Source organism: Streptomyces sp. A 4/2 (assembly GCF_940670765.1).
GTDB lineage: Bacteria > Actinomycetota > Actinomycetes > Streptomycetales > Streptomycetaceae > Streptomyces.
Map to the genome: position 1 here is coordinate 281,527 of NZ_CALNVW010000010.1, position 13,762 is coordinate 295,288.

A 13,762-nucleotide genomic window follows, 5' to 3' on the forward strand; every position below is an offset into this window, starting at 1 on the left:
CGAGATGCGCTGGTGGGACATTGCTCCCGTACTGGATCTCGAACACGAGCTGTTTCCCGAGGACGCCTGGTCCGAGGGCATGTTCTGGTCGGAGCTCGCCCATGCGCGCGGGCCCGCCGCGACCCGCCGTTACGTGGTCGCGGAGGCCGGCGAGCGGATCGTGGGCTACGCCGGGCTGGCGGCCGTCGGCGGCACCGGGGACGTCCAGACCATCGCGTCGGCCCGTGACCGGTGGGGCTCCGGCCTCGGCGCCGAACTGCTCGGCGACCTCCTCAGGCACGCCACCGCCTTCGAATGCGCCGAACTGCTCCTCGAAGTGCGGGTCGACAACATCCGCGCCCAGAAACTCTACGAACGCTTCGGCTTCGAGCCCATCGGCTTCCGCCGCGGCTACTACCAGCCGGGCAATGTGGACGCGCTCGTGATGCGCCTCGACCTGCACCCGGAAGCGGACCTCGCACAGGGACCGGAAACGGACCTCGCACAAGGAACAGAGACCCATGGCTGACGAACCTCTCGTACTCGGTATCGAGACCTCCTGCGACGAGACGGGCGTCGGCATCGTCCGCGGTACGACGCTGCTCGCCGACGCCGTGGCTTCGAGCGTCGACACGCACGCCCGTTTCGGCGGTGTGGTGCCGGAGATCGCCTCCCGGGCGCATCTGGAGGCGATGGTTCCGACCATCGAGCGCGCGCTGAAGGAGGCCGGGATCGCCGCCAGGGACCTGGACGGCATCGCGGTCACGGCGGGGCCCGGCCTCGCCGGGGCGCTGCTGGTCGGTGTCTCGGCGGCGAAGGCGTACGCGTACGCCCTGGGCAAGCCGCTGTACGGCGTCAACCACCTGGCCTCGCACATCTGCGTCGACCAGCTCGAACACGGGCCGCTGCCCGAGCCGACGATGGCCCTGCTGGTCTCGGGCGGGCACTCGTCGCTGCTGCTCGCGCCGGACATCACCGCGGACGTACGGCCGCTGGGCGCCACCATCGACGACGCGGCGGGCGAGGCGTTCGACAAGATCGCGCGGGTGCTGAACCTCGGGTTCCCGGGCGGCCCGGTCATCGACCGCCTGGCGAAGGAGGGCGACCCGAAGGCGATCGCGTTCCCGCGCGGTCTCACCGGCTCGCGCGACCCCGCGTACGACTTCTCGTTCTCCGGACTGAAGACCTCCGTGGCGCGGTGGATCGAGGCGAAGCGCGCGGCGGGCGAAGAGGTCCCGGTACGTGATGTCGCGGCGTCCTTCCAGGAGGCCGTCGTCGACGTCCTCACCCGCAAGGCCGTCCGCGCCTGCAAGGACGAGGGTGTCGACCACCTGATGATCGGCGGCGGTGTCGCCGCCAACTCCCGGCTGCGCGCGCTCGCCCAGGAGCGCTGCGAACGGGCGGGCGTCCGGCTGCGGGTGCCGCGTCCGGGGCTGTGCACGGACAACGGCGCGATGGTGGCGGCGCTCGGCGCGGAGATGGTGGCGCGGAACCGGGCCGCGTCGGACTGGGACCTGTCGGCGGACTCCTCGCTGCCGGTGACGGACCCGCACGTCCCGGGGACGGGCCAGGGGCACGCGCACGGCCACGCCGTCGATCACGACCACGTGCACGAGATCAGCAAGGAGAACCTCTACCCGTGACGGTCGCACTGATGTGGGAGGCCCGCGCCGCGGACGGCCGGGGCGCCGAACTGCTGGCATGGGCGCGGGCGCAGGTGCTCGACGGGCAGCCGCTGCGCCGCGAGTTCCTGCGCGCCCCGCAGGACCGGGTGCTCGTCCTCACCTGGTGGGACGCCCCCTACGACGCGGATCTGCCGGAACTCCCGGAGCCCGCAGCCGAGTTGGTCATCCGCGCGGTGCACCGCTGGCGCTTCGAATCGGTGGCGGCGGAGTAGTCCGGCTCTTCCGGCGCGCCCGCGCCGGGCGCCGCGTCAGGCGGGTTCAGCGCTTGCTCAGCAGCCCCTCGATGACCGCGTCGAGCTGCTCCGCGATGTCGTACGACTCCGTCATCTCGCGCCAGCGGTCCGCCAGCGCGGTGAGGTGCGGCAGTTCGGCGGCGTCCTCGGCCGTGAGCAGTTCGGGGAAGAGGCGCCCGCCCCCGGGCTGTTCGGCGGCGCGTTTCGCCAGGGCGTTGCGGAAGACGAGGTCGCCGTAGGCGCAGTGCCAGATGGTGCGGTACGCGCGCACTGCCTGGGTCTCACTCAGTCCGCAGGCCAGACCCGAGCCGATGATCTCGTCGACCATCCACAGCGCGGACTTGTCGGTGAGCTCGCCGAGGGTGAGGATCTCCACCACCCAGGGGATCTGCAGCAGTACGTCGTGCATGTGGACCGAGACGGCGAGCATCCGCGCGCGCGGATCCGACGGGAGTTCGGGGCGGGGGAAGCCGTCCGCGATTCCGGCCAGGGTGAGCATCAACAGCTCGTCCTTGTCGCGCACATGGTGGTAGAGCGCCATCGGGGTGACGCCGACCTCTTTGGCGACCCGGCGCATGGACAGGGCGTCGACGCCCTCCTCCTCGATGATGCGGCGGGCGATCCCGACGATCTTCTCCGGCTCGACCCGACGCGGCCGTCCGACAGCTCTCTTGGCGGTCGGACCTGCCTCGCCGTGTGCTCCCCGCTGTGTTCCGGTCGCCGCCGCGCTCTCGTCTCCTGGCACTCGCCCATTCTCCACCTCCCTTCTCCCCTTGTTTCTATACGCGTACAATAATCTGTGAGGGATGAGGAACTCACCGCCTTTCCGAACGAAGCTGATCCCGGCCCCATGCGCTCGCTAGAGTCTGGTGCCGTGTCACTCCCGGATCTCGACCCCGCCCGCCGATACGCCCTCGCGCGGCAGTTGATGAACACGCTGGAAGCCGAATTCCCGGGTTCCGTAGCCGAGTTGCGGGGTTCGCTCGCCTCGGGTGCGGCGGATCCGTACAGCGACATCGATCTCGCCTGGACCGTGCCCGACGCGGATTTCGACGCCTGTCTGGCGGGCGTCGAGGCCTGCCTGGGACGTGTGCGGGACGTCGCTTCGCTGCGCAGCGACCCCGATCTCCAGCGGTCGCGCAAACGGCGGCTGCTGTTCGTCGCCTTCCGGGATCTGCCGCTGTTCTGGCGGCTGGACCTGGAGATCTCGGCGCGATCGGTGGCCGGAGACCCCGCGTACGACCGCGACAACCCTGCGGCGCGCGGCGACGACTGGTCCGCCGCGGCCAGCGCGCTCGCCAATGCCGTGGCCGTCGTCAAAGCGGTGCTGCGCCAACGGCCGGACGTGGCAGCCGGGTTGCTGGAGCGCGGGCTGCGGCGGGTCGGTGTGGCCGGGGACGCGGCAGCGGATGCGGCAGAAGCAGGGACGGCGAGCGGGCGCTGGCAGGCGGGTGTCGTACGGCTCGCCGATGCGGCCGTACGGCACGAGCCCGCCCAGCGCCCCCTCGCAGACCGGGTCAGACGTCTCGCCGCGGAACTGCTGGAGCCCTGAGCGGCGCCCCTCCCGGGCACACCCGCGAGGGACGGACGCCAGGCGCTCGCGTCACGAACAGCTCGTCCCGTACGCCGGGACCTTCCCGTTCAGCAGATACGCGTTCGCCGTACCGTCGATGCACGCGCTGCCCTTGCCGTACGAGCAGTGTCCCTCGCCGCCCTTCCAGCTCACCAGCACGCCCACGCCCCGGCCGAGCCGGTGTGCCATCCGCTCGGCGCCGCCGTACGGGGTCGCGGGGTCGCCCGTGTTGCCGATGACCAGGATCGGCGGGGCGCCGTCGGCGGTCACCTCCATGCGCTTCGTGGCCCCCTCGACCGGCCAGTACGTGCACTGGTTCAGCGCCCAGGCGAACTGTGCGCCGAACAGCGGGGACGCCTTGCGGTAGGCGGGCAACTGCCGCTGGATCTCCGCCTGCTGGACCGGCACGCCGAAGTCCGCGCAGCTGGTCGCCGAGAAGACGTTGTTGCTGTTCGCGTAGTGGCCCTTGGCGTCGCGGCCCGTCATCTGGTCGGCCACGGCCAGCAGCGCGGACGGGTCGTGGCTGCGGAGATACCCGGCCACCGCGCGGGAGATTCCCGACCAGCCGGAGGCCGGGGAGTACAGCGCGCCCTCGATCGCGGTGAGTGCCAGCGAGTCGTTGAGCTTCCGGCCGCCCGGGGCGGTCGCGGGGTGCTTCTCCAGACCGGACACCAGGTCGATCAGTACCTGCTCGACCGCCTTCGGGGTGGAGCGGTGCAGCGGGCAGAGGTACGTGGCGGCCACGCAGGCCCGCGCGTAGTGGTCCAGGGCCAGTTGGAAGCCCTTGAGCTGGTAGAGCGCCCCGTCCTCGTAGTCCTTGTCGGGGTTCATGACACCGTCGAGAACCATCCGGCCGACCTGCTGCGGGAAGAGGTGGGCGTAGGTCGCGCCCAGTTCCGTACCGTAGGAGAAGCCGTAGTAGTTCAGCTTCTCGTCCCCGACGGCCGCGCGGATCCGGTCCAGGTCCCGGGCCACATCGGTGGTCCGCAGGTGGGGGAGAAGCGGGCCGGACTTCTGCTCGCACCGCGTCGCGAAGTTCCGGGTGGCGTCCATCCAGGCCTTGGCCTCGGCCGGGGTGTCCGGGGTGGAGTCGACGGCGTTCAGCGCGTCGGTCTCCCGGTCGGTGAGGCAGTGCACGGGGGCGCTGTTGCCGACCCCGCGCGGATCGAAACTCACCAGGTCGTAACGGGTGTTGAGCTTCGCGAAGGTGGGGCCGAAGGCGGGCAGCGCGTCGACCCCGGAGCCGCCGGGGCCGCCGAAGTTGTAGACCAGCGAGCCGAGGCGCTTGCCGGGGCCGGTGGCGCGGTGCCGGATCAGGGCCAGCGGGACGGTCCTGCCGCCGGGGGCGGCGTAGTCGAGCGGGACGTCCAGGGTGGCGCAGGTCCACCCGGCGCCGGGCGCCTTGCCGCCGCCCTGGTCCACGGAGGGTGCGGGGCAGGCGGCCCAGACCGGCCGCTGGTGCGGCTTCGCCGGGGTGGTGGCGGCTGCCGTGCCGCCGAGCAGCAGGGACGTGGCGGTCGCGCAGCCCACCGCGCAGCCCACCGCGCGGACCACGGCCCGGCGGAGCGGCCGGGCGTACGGCTCGCGGTACGGCCTGCGGGGCGACGAGCGATGGGGCTTACGGGACGTCACATTACGCGGCGTCACATCATGAGGCGTCATGTCGATCATCTTCGGGTGACCGTGCCCGTCGCGCCTCGCGCACGGGCCGTACGGGGGACCCCCGGGCACCCCCGTGAGTTGTCCACAGGCCTACGGCTCCGGACGCACCTGCGCGTAACCTGGAATCGGACACGTACTCCAGGGGGAGGGGTCGCAAGTGCAGTGGTTCTGGTGGGTATTCGCCTTCTTCATGGTGGGCGGTTTCGGCTGGATCGCCGACGCCGGCCGCACCGCGCTGCGCACACGCCACGAGCGCAGGATGGAACGGCTGGAGACGGCCGAGCGGGAACGACGGGAGATCGAGGCCGCGCACAGACCGCCCGAGCCGGTCTGCGGCTGCACGCACCATCTCGCCAAGCACGACCGGCAGGGCAAGTGCCACGAGACCGTCGAGATACCGACGGCCTGGGACGAGAACAAGAAGCCGGTGGGTTTCGAGCCCGGCGTCTGCAACTGCCAGCAGTACGTGGGACCGCAGCCGCTCTCCCAGGTCTACGCGGACGAGCTCACCGACCTGGCGTGACCGCCGTCGCGGGCCGCCCGACGAGCATGGTGGGTGCGCCCGCGACCCGGGTGAGGAAGACCGTCGCCGCGTTCGGCCCCTGTGGCTTCACCTTGCGGCGCACCTCTTCCGGCTCGACCGCCGAACCGCGCTTCTTGACGGTCAGGTTGCCCACCTCCCGCTCGCGCAGCAGGGCCTTCAGCTTCTTCAGACCGAAGGGGAGGGCGTCGGTGATCTCGTAGGCGGTCGCGTACGGCGTGGGGCGCAGCTCGTCCGCCGTGATGTACGCGATCGTCTCGTCGATCAGCCCGCCGTCCAGCTCCTCGGCGGCCTCGGCGACCAGATGGGCGCGGATGACGGCGCCGTCCGGCTCGTACAGGTACCGGCCGAGCGGCCGGACCGGCGGGTCGGGCAGACCGCGGCCGGTGAGGACCGCGCCGGAGGGGAGCAGGGTGGCGCGGCGCAGCCCCGGTCGCGTACCGAACCAGAGCACCGCCTCCTTGACGTCCCCGCCGTCCGAGATCCACTCCGCCTCGGCGTCCCCGGGGATCATCTCGTGCGGGATGCCGGGGGCGATCTTGATGGCTCCGGTACCGCCGCGTACCGCCTCGGTCGCCCAGGACAGCGGTGGTGAGTACGCCTCGGGGTTGAAGATCCGGCCCCGCCCGCCACGGCGCGCGGGGTCGACGAAGACTGCGCCGTGCGAGGCGGCGTCGGACGGGGCGGTGTCGGACGGAGCGGCGTTGGACGGCGCGCTGTACGGGGCCGTGTCGATCTCCTGCACGTCCGCGCAGCGCACCTCGATCAGGTCGCTGAGGCCGAGGGCGACGGCGTTGGCCCCGGCCACGGCCGCCGTCAGCGGATCGCGGTCGACCGCCAGTACGGAGATCCCGGCGCGGGCGAGCGCGATCGCGTCCCCGCCGATGCCGCAGCAGAGGTCGGCGACGCTGCGTACATCCAGCTCGGCCAGGCGGCGGGCGCGGTGTTCGGCGACGGAGCGGCGGGTGGACTGCTCGACGCCGTTGGGCGTGAAGAACATCCGGTACGCGTCCTCGGCCCCGAACTTCGCCACCGCCCGCTGCCGCAGCCGGGCCTGGGCCAGCGCGGCCGTGACCAGTTCGGCCGGGTACGCGCGGCGCAGCCGGGTGGCGACGGCCAGTTCCTGCGCGGGGTCGTAGTCCCGCAGGGATGCCAGCAGGGCGGGGCCCTCGTCGGTGAGCAGCGCGGAGAAGGAGTCGAGGTCGGTCACCGGTCCATTGTGGGCCTTGACCGGTAGAGCGAGTCGAGGGCGATGCTCATGGGGAAGGGGACGGCGAGCCGCCGCACCACCTGGCTGTGGAAGCCGGTCTGCGGCGACCTCGTGACGAGCGCTCCGTCGATGAGCTCGAACCGCGGTGCCGACGGAGGAATCCGGTCCGGATCGTCCACCGTCCAACCGCCGGGCGGTGGAGGGAACCAGTCGGGGAGCGGTTCCGCGGTCATGGCGGCAACGGTGGCGGCGCTCGGACATCGACGGGCCGAATTGGCACTCCGCTTGACCGAGTGCTAACCGCCGTCCTAGTCTCAGTTCTGGCACTCCCCACGGGAGAGTGCCAAATATGGCGACGGGCCGGTCCGGCACCCGCGACGACGGATCCATCCGGTCGCCACCCAAACAGTTCACCCCGTGAGATCTCCGAAGGGGGAGACCGGATCGTGTCGACAACCAGCTCCAAGGTTGCCATTAAGCCGCTTGAGGACCGCATCGTGGTCCAGCCGCTCGACGCCGAGCAGACCACGGCCTCCGGCCTGGTCATTCCGGACACCGCCAAGGAGAAGCCCCAGGAGGGCGTCGTCCTGGCCGTGGGTCCGGGCCGCTTCGAGAACGGCGAGCGTCTTCCGCTCGACGTCAAGACCGGCGATGTCGTGCTGTACAGCAAGTACGGCGGCACCGAGGTGAAGTACAGCGGCGAGGAGTACCTCGTCCTCTCGGCTCGCGACGTTCTCGCGATCGTCGAGAAGTAATTCACCGACGTTTTTCTTGATCTGCGCCCCTGGCCCCCCACATCTGCTGTGTTCGCACACCGAGTGACGGGCACCAGGGGCGCAGTTCTTTTTTGAGAGGACTGAATCAGCTCCATGGCGAAGATCCTGAAGTTCGACGAGGACGCCCGTCGCGCCCTTGAGCGCGGCGTCAACAAGCTTGCCGACACGGTCAAGGTGACGATCGGCCCCAAGGGCCGCAACGTCGTCATCGACAAGAAGTTCGGCGCGCCCACCATCACCAACGACGGTGTCACGATCGCCCGCGAGGTCGAGCTCGACGACCCGTACGAGAACCTCGGCGCGCAGCTGGTGAAGGAGGTGGCGACCAAGACCAACGACATCGCGGGTGACGGCACCACCACCGCCACCGTGCTGGCCCAGGCGCTCGTCCGCGAGGGCCTGCGGAACGTCGCCGCCGGCGCTTCCCCCGCCTCGCTGAAGAAGGGCATCGACGCCGCGGTCAAGGCTGTGTCCGAGGAGCTCCTCGCGACCGCCCGTCCGATCGAGGACAAGTCCGACATCGCTGCCGTCGCCGCGCTCTCCGCGCAGGACAAGCAGGTCGGCGAGCTCATCGCCGAGGCGATGGACAAGGTCGGCAAGGACGGTGTCATCACCGTCGAGGAGTCCAACACCTTCGGTCTGGAGCTGGACTTCACCGAGGGCATGGCCTTCGACAAGGGCTACCTCTCGCCGTACATGGTGACCGACCAGGAGCGTATGGAGGCCGTCCTCGACGACCCGTACATCCTGATCCACCAGGGCAAGATCGGTTCGATCCAGGACCTGCTGCCGCTGCTGGAGAAGGTCATCCAGGCCGGTGGCTCCAAGCCGCTGCTGATCATCGCTGAGGACGTCGAGGGCGAGGCCCTGTCGACCCTGGTGGTCAACAAGATCCGTGGCACGTTCAACGCCGTCGCGGTCAAGGCCCCCGGCTTCGGCGACCGCCGCAAGGCGATGCTCGGCGACATGGCCACCCTCACCGGTGCCACGGTCATCGCCGAGGAGGTCGGCCTCAAGCTCGACCAGGCCGGTCTGGACGTGCTGGGCTCCGCCCGCCGCGTGACGATCACCAAGGACGACACCGTCATCGTCGACGGCGGTGGCAAGTCCGACGAGGTCGCCGGGCGCGTCAACCAGATCAAGGCCGAGATCGAGTCCACGGACTCCGACTGGGACCGCGAGAAGCTCCAGGAGCGCCTCGCGAAGCTGGCCGGCGGCGTGTGCGTGATCAAGGTCGGCGCCGCCACCGAGGTGGAGCTGAAGGAGAAGAAGCACCGTCTGGAGGACGCCATCTCCGCGACCCGCGCCGCGGTCGAGGAGGGCATCGTCTCCGGTGGTGGCTCCGCTCTGGTGCACGCCGTCAAGGTGCTCGAGGGCAACCTCGGCAAGACCGGCGACGAGGCCACCGGTGTCGCGGTCGTCCGCCGCGCCGCTGTCGAGCCGCTGCGCTGGATCGCCGAGAACGCCGGTCTTGAGGGCTACGTCATCACCGCGAAGGTTGCCGAGCTCGACAAGGGCCAGGGCTTCAACGCCGCGTCCGGCGAGTACGGCGACCTGGTGAAGGCCGGCGTCATCGACCCGGTCAAGGTCACCCGTTCCGCGCTGGAGAACGCCGCGTCCATCGCTTCGCTGCTGCTCACGACCGAGACCCTGGTCGTCGAGAAGCCGGCGGAGGAGGAGCCCGAGGCGGGCCACGGCCACGGCCACTCGCACTGAGGCTGAATCACCGCACGGCTGAGGCCCGGCACCCCTGCGAAGGGGTGCCGGGCCTCAGTGCTTTCCGCTTCCGGGCCGTTCGTACGGGTCCGGTTCCCGGATACCCGGCGCTCCCAGGTTGTCCGGGCACCGGGGTTGCCCAGGGCCTGTTTCCCGGCCGGTTACGCGGAGTGGTTCAGGTCCGACGGAAGCACCGGGTCCGCGAACTCCTGCCCGGACGCGTACCGTTCGAGCTCGTCCAGCGCCTGGTCCGCCATCCGGTACAGCTCCCCGCCGAGCGATCCCGCGACATGCGGCGTCAGCAGTACGTTCGGCAGGTCGTAGAGCGGCGATCCCGCGTACGGGGTCTCGGGATCCGTCACATCGAGCACGGCGTGCAGCCGCCCGCCCGCCAGCTCGGGCAGCAGCGCCGCCTCGTCGATCAGCGAGCCCCGCGCGGTGTTGATCAGCGTCGCCCCGTCCGGCATGGCCGCCAGCTGACGGGCGCCGATCATGTGCCGGGTGGCGGGGAGCTGCGGGGCGTGCACCGACACGATGTCGCTGCGGGTGCACAGTTCGTCCAGCGGGACCGCTTCCACCCCGAGCGCGGCGGCCCCGGCCGCGTCGACGAACGGGTCGTACAGCAGGACCCGCAGGTCGAAGGGGCGCAGCAGCTCGATCACCCGGCGTCCGATGCGGGACGCGCCGATGATGCCGACGGTGCGGCGGTAGTTGCCCGCGCCGTCGAGTGCGTCCCGCCAGTCCTGGTCGCCGCGCATCGCGCGGTACCGGTGCGCGGACTGGAGCACCTGCTTGTTGGCGAAGAGGATCGCGGCGAGCGTGTACTCGGCGACGGGCAGGGCGTTGGCCGCGGCGGCCGAGGCGACGGTGATGCCGCGCTCCCAGCAGGCCTCGGTGATGTGGTGCTTGACCGAGCCCGCCGCGTGGACGACGGCCCGCAGCCTGGGCGCCGCGTCCAGGACCTGAGGGGTGAGCGGGGTCGCTCCCCAGCAGGTGAAGAGGACTTCGGCCTCGGCGAGGGCGGCGGCGACCTCGGGGGTGGGGTCGGCGAGGTCGTGGGCGACCAGTCGGCTGTCCGTACGGGCCAGGGCGGTGAGCCGGACGTGGTGGCGCTCGGTGAGCAGGCGCTCGGCGATGCCGGGAGCCATGGCGAGCAGGACGCCCGGCCGATTGTCAGTGGCGTGGTGCATGGTGGTCCCAGTGCTCCTTCTCGGGTGCTCCGGCGGGGGTCAAGAGGCGGGGGTCACTTGACACTTCCGGCTGTCAGGCCGGCCTTCCAGTGCCGCTGGAGGGAGACGAAGGCGACGATCAGGGGGATGACGGCGAGCAGGGACCCGGTGACGACGAGCGGATAGAAGCTCGGCTCGCCGTGGGTGTTGGTGTTCCAGGAGTACAGACCGAGGCTCAGCGGGAAGAGGTTCCGGTCCGAGAGCATCACCAGGGGGAGGAAGAAGTTGTTCCAGATCGCGGTGAACTGGAAGAGGAAGACGGTCACGAACCCCGGCATGACCATGGGAAGACCGATCGACCAGAAGGTGCGCAGCTCGCCCGCCCCGTCGATACGGGCGGCCTCCAGCGCCTCGTTCGGGATGTAACCGGCGCTGAAGACCCGGGCGAGGTAGACGCCGAAGGGGTTGACCAGCACCGGGATCAGCACCGACCAGTAGGTGTTGACGATCCCGATCTTGCTGGCGAGCAGGTACATCGGCAGCGCGAGCGCGGTGGTGGGCACCAGCACGCCCAGCAGGACGAGGCCGAAGAGCTTCTCCTTGCCGCGGAATTCGTACTTGTCGAAGGCGTACCCGGCGGCGACACAGATCAGCGAGCAGACGACAGCGCCGACGCCCGCGTACAGCAGGCTGTTGCCGTACCAGCGGAAGTAGACGCCGTCCCCGTAGGAGGCCAGGTCGGACAGGTTCTGGCCGAGGTTGAAGCCCTTGAAGGAGAAGGCGTTCCCGGCGAGCAGGCCGCCGGTGTCCTTGGTGGAGGCGGTGACCAGCCAGATGAGGGGGAAGAGCATGTAGACGACGGCCAGGACGAGTGCGCCGTTGACCGCGGTCTTCGAGAGCCAGCGGTTCCTGTGCGCGGGGCGGGGGCTCATGCGTTCTTCCCCTTGCGGCCGGTGAAGCGGGTGACGAGGAACGACAGCAGCGCGGCGGCGAGCGCGAGGAGTACGGAGGCGGAGGCCGCGAGCCCGTAGTCGTTGCGGGAGAAGGCCGCGGTGTACGCGTACATGTTCGGTGTCCAGGTGGAGGAGACGGCTGACCCGGAGCCGCTGTTGAGGATCAGCGGCTCGGTGAACAGCTGGAGCGATCCGATGACGGTGAACAGCGCGACCATCACGACGGAGGCGCGGATCAGCGGGAGTTTGATGCTGAGGGCGGTGCGCCAGCCACCGGCGCCGTCCACCGTGGCCGCTTCGAGCACGGACCGGTCGATGGCCTGCAGCGCGGCGTAGAAGATCACCATGTTGTAGCCGAGCCACTCCCACAGCGCGATGTTGACGATGGAGGGGAGAGCACCCGAAGAGGAGAAGAAGTTGAATCCGATGCCGCCGGAGTGCATCGCGGAGACCACCGGGCTCAGTCCGGGTGTGTAGAGGTACACCCAGATCAGTGCGGCGATGATGCCGGGCACGGCGTGCGGCAGGAAGAGCGCCAGCTGGAAGAAGCGCTTGGCACGGGCCAGCGCGGAGTCCAGCAGCAGCGCCAGTGCGAGGGCCCCGCAGACCATCAGGGGGATGTAGATGACGCAGTATCCGAGGAGTACGCCGAAGCCCTCGCGGAAGGCCCGGTCACCCAGCGCCGCCGCGTAGTTGTCGAGACCGGAGAAGACGGACTCGGTGCCGCCGAACCCCAGTCCCGACTGCTTCTCGGTGAAGAGGCTGAGCCAGACCGCGTATCCGATCGGCACCAGCATCACAGCGGTGAACAGGACGTAGAAGGGGGTCAGCAGTATTGCGGCGGCGCGGGTGCGGGCCTTCATTCCGATCAGCCCTCGACCTTCAGGCCGCGCTTCTTCAGTTCCTTGACGGTCGCGTCATGGCCTGCCTTGACCGCGTCGGGGATCGTGGTGCCACCACTGGCCACCTTGCCGAACTCGTCCTTGATCGCGGTGTTCGTGGTGCCGGTCGCCGGGCCCCAGGTCCAGCCCTGCTTGATCGAGGCAGCCGCGGTGCCGAACAGCTGGTAGATGTCCTGGCCGCCGTAGAACGAGGCGTCGAAGGACTCCTTCGCGACGGGCAGCAGCTCCGTGGCGGCCGGGTAGGCGCTCGAAGTACCCGAGGAGATACGGGCCTTGACGCCCTCCTTGGTGGTCGACATCCACTTGGCGAACTCGACCGCGGCATCGACGTGCTTGCTGCCCTTGGTCACGGCCCAGGTGGAGCCGCCGAGCATGCCGCTGGCGGGCTTACCGTCCCAGGACGGCATCGGGGCGACGGCCCACTTGCCGCTCTGCTCGGGCAGCGTCGCCTTCATGACGCCCGCTCCCCAGGCGGCGCCGAGGTAGCCGATGGTGCCGCCGCTCTTCAGGGAATTGGTCCACTCCGGGCTGAACGACGCCTGCGAGCGGATCAGGTCGTCCTTGACCAGGCCCTGCCAGTAGTCGGAGACCTTGGTGGTGGCGGGATCGGTGGTGTTGATCTTCCAGGTGTCACCGTCGGCCTTGAACCACTGGGCCCCGGCCTGCCAGACCATGGCCTGGAAGGTGGTCGGGTCGTCCGGGAAGAAGGTGCCGATCCGGGCCTTCTTGTCGGCCTTCTTGATCTTCTCGGCGGCCTTGCGGAAGTCGTCCCAGGTCTTGGGGACTTCGACGCCGTACTTGGTGAAGAGGTCCTTGCGGTAGTAGAACGCCTGCGGCGACGCGTCGAAGGGGACGGCCCAGTTCTTGCCGCCGAGGGTGGTCTGCTCCACGGCCTGCGGCAGGAACTTCTTCTTGACGTCGTCGGTCATGTACGAGCTGATGTCCTGGAGCGCGCCCTGGCTGACGTACTCCGGCAGCTGCGGGTACTCGATGGAGACCAGGTCGGGGGCGTTGCCCGCCTTGACCGCGTTGGAGATCTTGGCGTAGCCGCCCGCGTTGCCGGACGGGATCTCCTCGAACTTCACGTGGATGTTCTTGTGCGAGGCGTTGAACGCGTCCACGGTCTCCTTGGAGCCCTTGGTCCAGCCCCAGTAGGTGATGTTCGCGGGCTTGCCGTCCGTGGCCTTCGCGGTGTCGTCGCCGCTGCCGCCGCAAGCCGTGAGGACGGCCAGGGCGGTGGCGGCGCCGGCTATGGAAAGGGACGTTCTGCTCCAACTGCGGCTCACAGCGAGACTCCTGAGCTAGCGGCGACATTGACGTTGGCCGTGATCCTTGGCCTCTCAATGACCGAAGTCAAGAGCGA

The 13,762-nt window shown here is 69.9% G+C and carries 15 protein-coding genes; 7 read left to right on the forward strand and 8 right to left on the reverse strand.

Features of this window, described 5'->3' with window-relative positions:
• Positions 1 to 4: 4 nt before the first annotated feature.
• From rimI to NBY69_RS07975, 3 genes are read left to right on the forward strand one after another with little or no spacing between them, the layout of a single operon-like run.
• Positions 5 to 508, forward strand: a complete 504-nt coding sequence (gene rimI, locus NBY69_RS07965; protein WP_250299572.1) for a ribosomal protein S18-alanine N-acetyltransferase — start codon at positions 5 to 7, stop codon at positions 506 to 508.
• The gene (tsaD, locus tag NBY69_RS07970) at positions 501 to 1,622 is read left to right on the forward strand and encodes a tRNA (adenosine(37)-N6)-threonylcarbamoyltransferase complex transferase subunit TsaD (protein WP_250299368.1); all 1,122 of its coding nucleotides are present in this window, start codon (positions 501 to 503) and stop codon (positions 1,620 to 1,622) included. The genes rimI and tsaD overlap by 8 nt, the downstream gene beginning before the upstream one ends.
• The gene (locus NBY69_RS07975; protein ID WP_250299370.1) at positions 1,619 to 1,876 is read left to right on the forward strand and encodes a hypothetical protein; all 258 of its coding nucleotides are present in this window, start codon (positions 1,619 to 1,621) and stop codon (positions 1,874 to 1,876) included. Before tsaD ends, NBY69_RS07975 begins: the two co-directional genes overlap by 4 nt.
• Positions 1,877 to 1,922: 46 nt before the next feature.
• Here NBY69_RS07975 and NBY69_RS07980 read toward each other — a convergent pair whose 3' ends face one another.
• On the reverse strand, positions 1,923 to 2,642 hold the full coding sequence (locus NBY69_RS07980; RefSeq protein WP_250299372.1) for a TetR/AcrR family transcriptional regulator: 720 nt from the start codon (positions 2,640 to 2,642) through the stop codon (positions 1,923 to 1,925).
• Positions 2,643 to 2,771: 129 nt separating this feature from the next.
• Here NBY69_RS07980 and NBY69_RS07985 point away from each other — a divergent pair, with 129 nt between their 5' ends.
• Positions 2,772 to 3,449, forward strand: coding sequence for a hypothetical protein (locus tag NBY69_RS07985; protein ID WP_250299373.1), 678 nt, complete (start codon positions 2,772 to 2,774; stop codon positions 3,447 to 3,449).
• Between the two features lie 51 nt (positions 3,450 to 3,500).
• On the opposite strand, the gene NBY69_RS07990 is transcribed toward NBY69_RS07985, so the two are convergent.
• Positions 3,501 to 5,132: an alpha/beta hydrolase gene (locus NBY69_RS07990; protein ID WP_250299374.1), complete on the reverse strand. Its 1,632-nt coding sequence runs from the start codon at positions 5,130 to 5,132 to the stop codon at positions 3,501 to 3,503.
• Between the two features lie 157 nt (positions 5,133 to 5,289).
• Here NBY69_RS07990 and NBY69_RS07995 point away from each other — a divergent pair, with 157 nt between their 5' ends.
• Positions 5,290 to 5,655, forward strand: a complete 366-nt coding sequence (locus NBY69_RS07995; protein WP_250299375.1) for a hypothetical protein — start codon at positions 5,290 to 5,292, stop codon at positions 5,653 to 5,655.
• On the opposite strand, the gene NBY69_RS08000 is transcribed toward NBY69_RS07995, so the two are convergent.
• Positions 5,639 to 6,883: a class I SAM-dependent methyltransferase gene (locus NBY69_RS08000; RefSeq protein ID WP_250299376.1), complete on the reverse strand. Its 1,245-nt coding sequence runs from the start codon at positions 6,881 to 6,883 to the stop codon at positions 5,639 to 5,641. The genes NBY69_RS07995 and NBY69_RS08000 overlap by 17 nt on opposite strands.
• Entirely contained in the window at positions 6,880 to 7,116 is a 237-nt protein-coding gene (locus NBY69_RS08005; RefSeq protein WP_374211231.1) for a hypothetical protein, read from the reverse strand. The genes NBY69_RS08000 and NBY69_RS08005 overlap by 4 nt, the downstream gene beginning before the upstream one ends.
• A gap of 213 nt (positions 7,117 to 7,329) precedes the next feature.
• Between NBY69_RS08005 and groES the strand changes: the two genes are divergently transcribed.
• Together groES and groL are read left to right on the forward strand one after the other, a co-directional pair.
• Positions 7,330 to 7,638, forward strand: coding sequence for a co-chaperone GroES (gene groES, locus NBY69_RS08010; protein WP_030084405.1), 309 nt, complete (start codon positions 7,330 to 7,332; stop codon positions 7,636 to 7,638).
• A gap of 114 nt (positions 7,639 to 7,752) precedes the next feature.
• Complete coding sequence (gene groL / locus NBY69_RS08015) at positions 7,753 to 9,375, forward strand: chaperonin GroEL (RefSeq protein WP_250299377.1); 1,623 nt, start codon at positions 7,753 to 7,755, stop codon at positions 9,373 to 9,375.
• A gap of 161 nt (positions 9,376 to 9,536) precedes the next feature.
• Here groL and NBY69_RS08020 read toward each other — a convergent pair whose 3' ends face one another.
• The 4 genes from NBY69_RS08020 to NBY69_RS08035 are packed head-to-tail and all read right to left on the reverse strand — an operon-like array spanning position 9,537 to position 13,685.
• Positions 9,537 to 10,565 carry a hydroxyacid dehydrogenase gene (locus NBY69_RS08020; protein ID WP_250299378.1) on the reverse strand — a complete coding sequence of 343 codons (1,029 nt, stop codon included), beginning with the start codon at positions 10,563 to 10,565 and terminating at the stop codon, positions 9,537 to 9,539.
• A 53-nt stretch (positions 10,566 to 10,618) separates the two neighbouring features.
• The gene (locus tag NBY69_RS08025) at positions 10,619 to 11,476 is read right to left on the reverse strand and encodes a carbohydrate ABC transporter permease (RefSeq protein ID WP_250299379.1); all 858 of its coding nucleotides are present in this window, start codon (positions 11,474 to 11,476) and stop codon (positions 10,619 to 10,621) included.
• Positions 11,473 to 12,360: a carbohydrate ABC transporter permease gene (locus tag NBY69_RS08030; protein ID WP_250299380.1), complete on the reverse strand. Its 888-nt coding sequence runs from the start codon at positions 12,358 to 12,360 to the stop codon at positions 11,473 to 11,475. Before NBY69_RS08030 ends, NBY69_RS08025 begins: the two co-directional genes overlap by 4 nt.
• Positions 12,361 to 12,365: 5 nt before the next feature.
• A complete protein-coding gene (locus NBY69_RS08035) occupies positions 12,366 to 13,685 on the reverse strand; it encodes a sugar ABC transporter substrate-binding protein (protein ID WP_250299382.1) in 1,320 nt (439 codons plus the stop codon).
• Between the last annotated feature and the right edge of the window lie 77 nt (positions 13,686 to 13,762).

What these genes read in the sequence shown, in the direction of transcription:
- rimI (WP_250299572.1), top strand. Translation starts at nt 5, where the DNA reads ATGCGCTGGTGGGACATTGCTCCCGTACTGGATCTCGAACACGAGCTG.
- tsaD (WP_250299368.1), top strand. Translation starts at nt 501, where the DNA reads ATGGCTGACGAACCTCTCGTACTCGGTATCGAGACCTCCTGCGACGAG.
- NBY69_RS07990 (WP_250299374.1), bottom strand. Translation starts at nt 5,132, where the DNA reads ATGACGCCTCATGATGTGACGCCGCGTAATGTGACGTCCCGTAAGCCC.
- NBY69_RS08005 (WP_374211231.1), bottom strand. Translation starts at nt 7,116, where the DNA reads ATGACCGCGGAACCGCTCCCCGACTGGTTCCCTCCACCGCCCGGCGGT.
- groL (WP_250299377.1), top strand. Translation starts at nt 7,753, where the DNA reads ATGGCGAAGATCCTGAAGTTCGACGAGGACGCCCGTCGCGCCCTTGAG.
- NBY69_RS08020 (WP_250299378.1), bottom strand. Translation starts at nt 10,565, where the DNA reads ATGCACCACGCCACTGACAATCGGCCGGGCGTCCTGCTCGCCATGGCT.
- NBY69_RS08025 (WP_250299379.1), bottom strand. Translation starts at nt 11,476, where the DNA reads ATGAGCCCCCGCCCCGCGCACAGGAACCGCTGGCTCTCGAAGACCGCG.
- NBY69_RS08030 (WP_250299380.1), bottom strand. Translation starts at nt 12,360, where the DNA reads ATGAAGGCCCGCACCCGCGCCGCCGCAATACTGCTGACCCCCTTCTAC.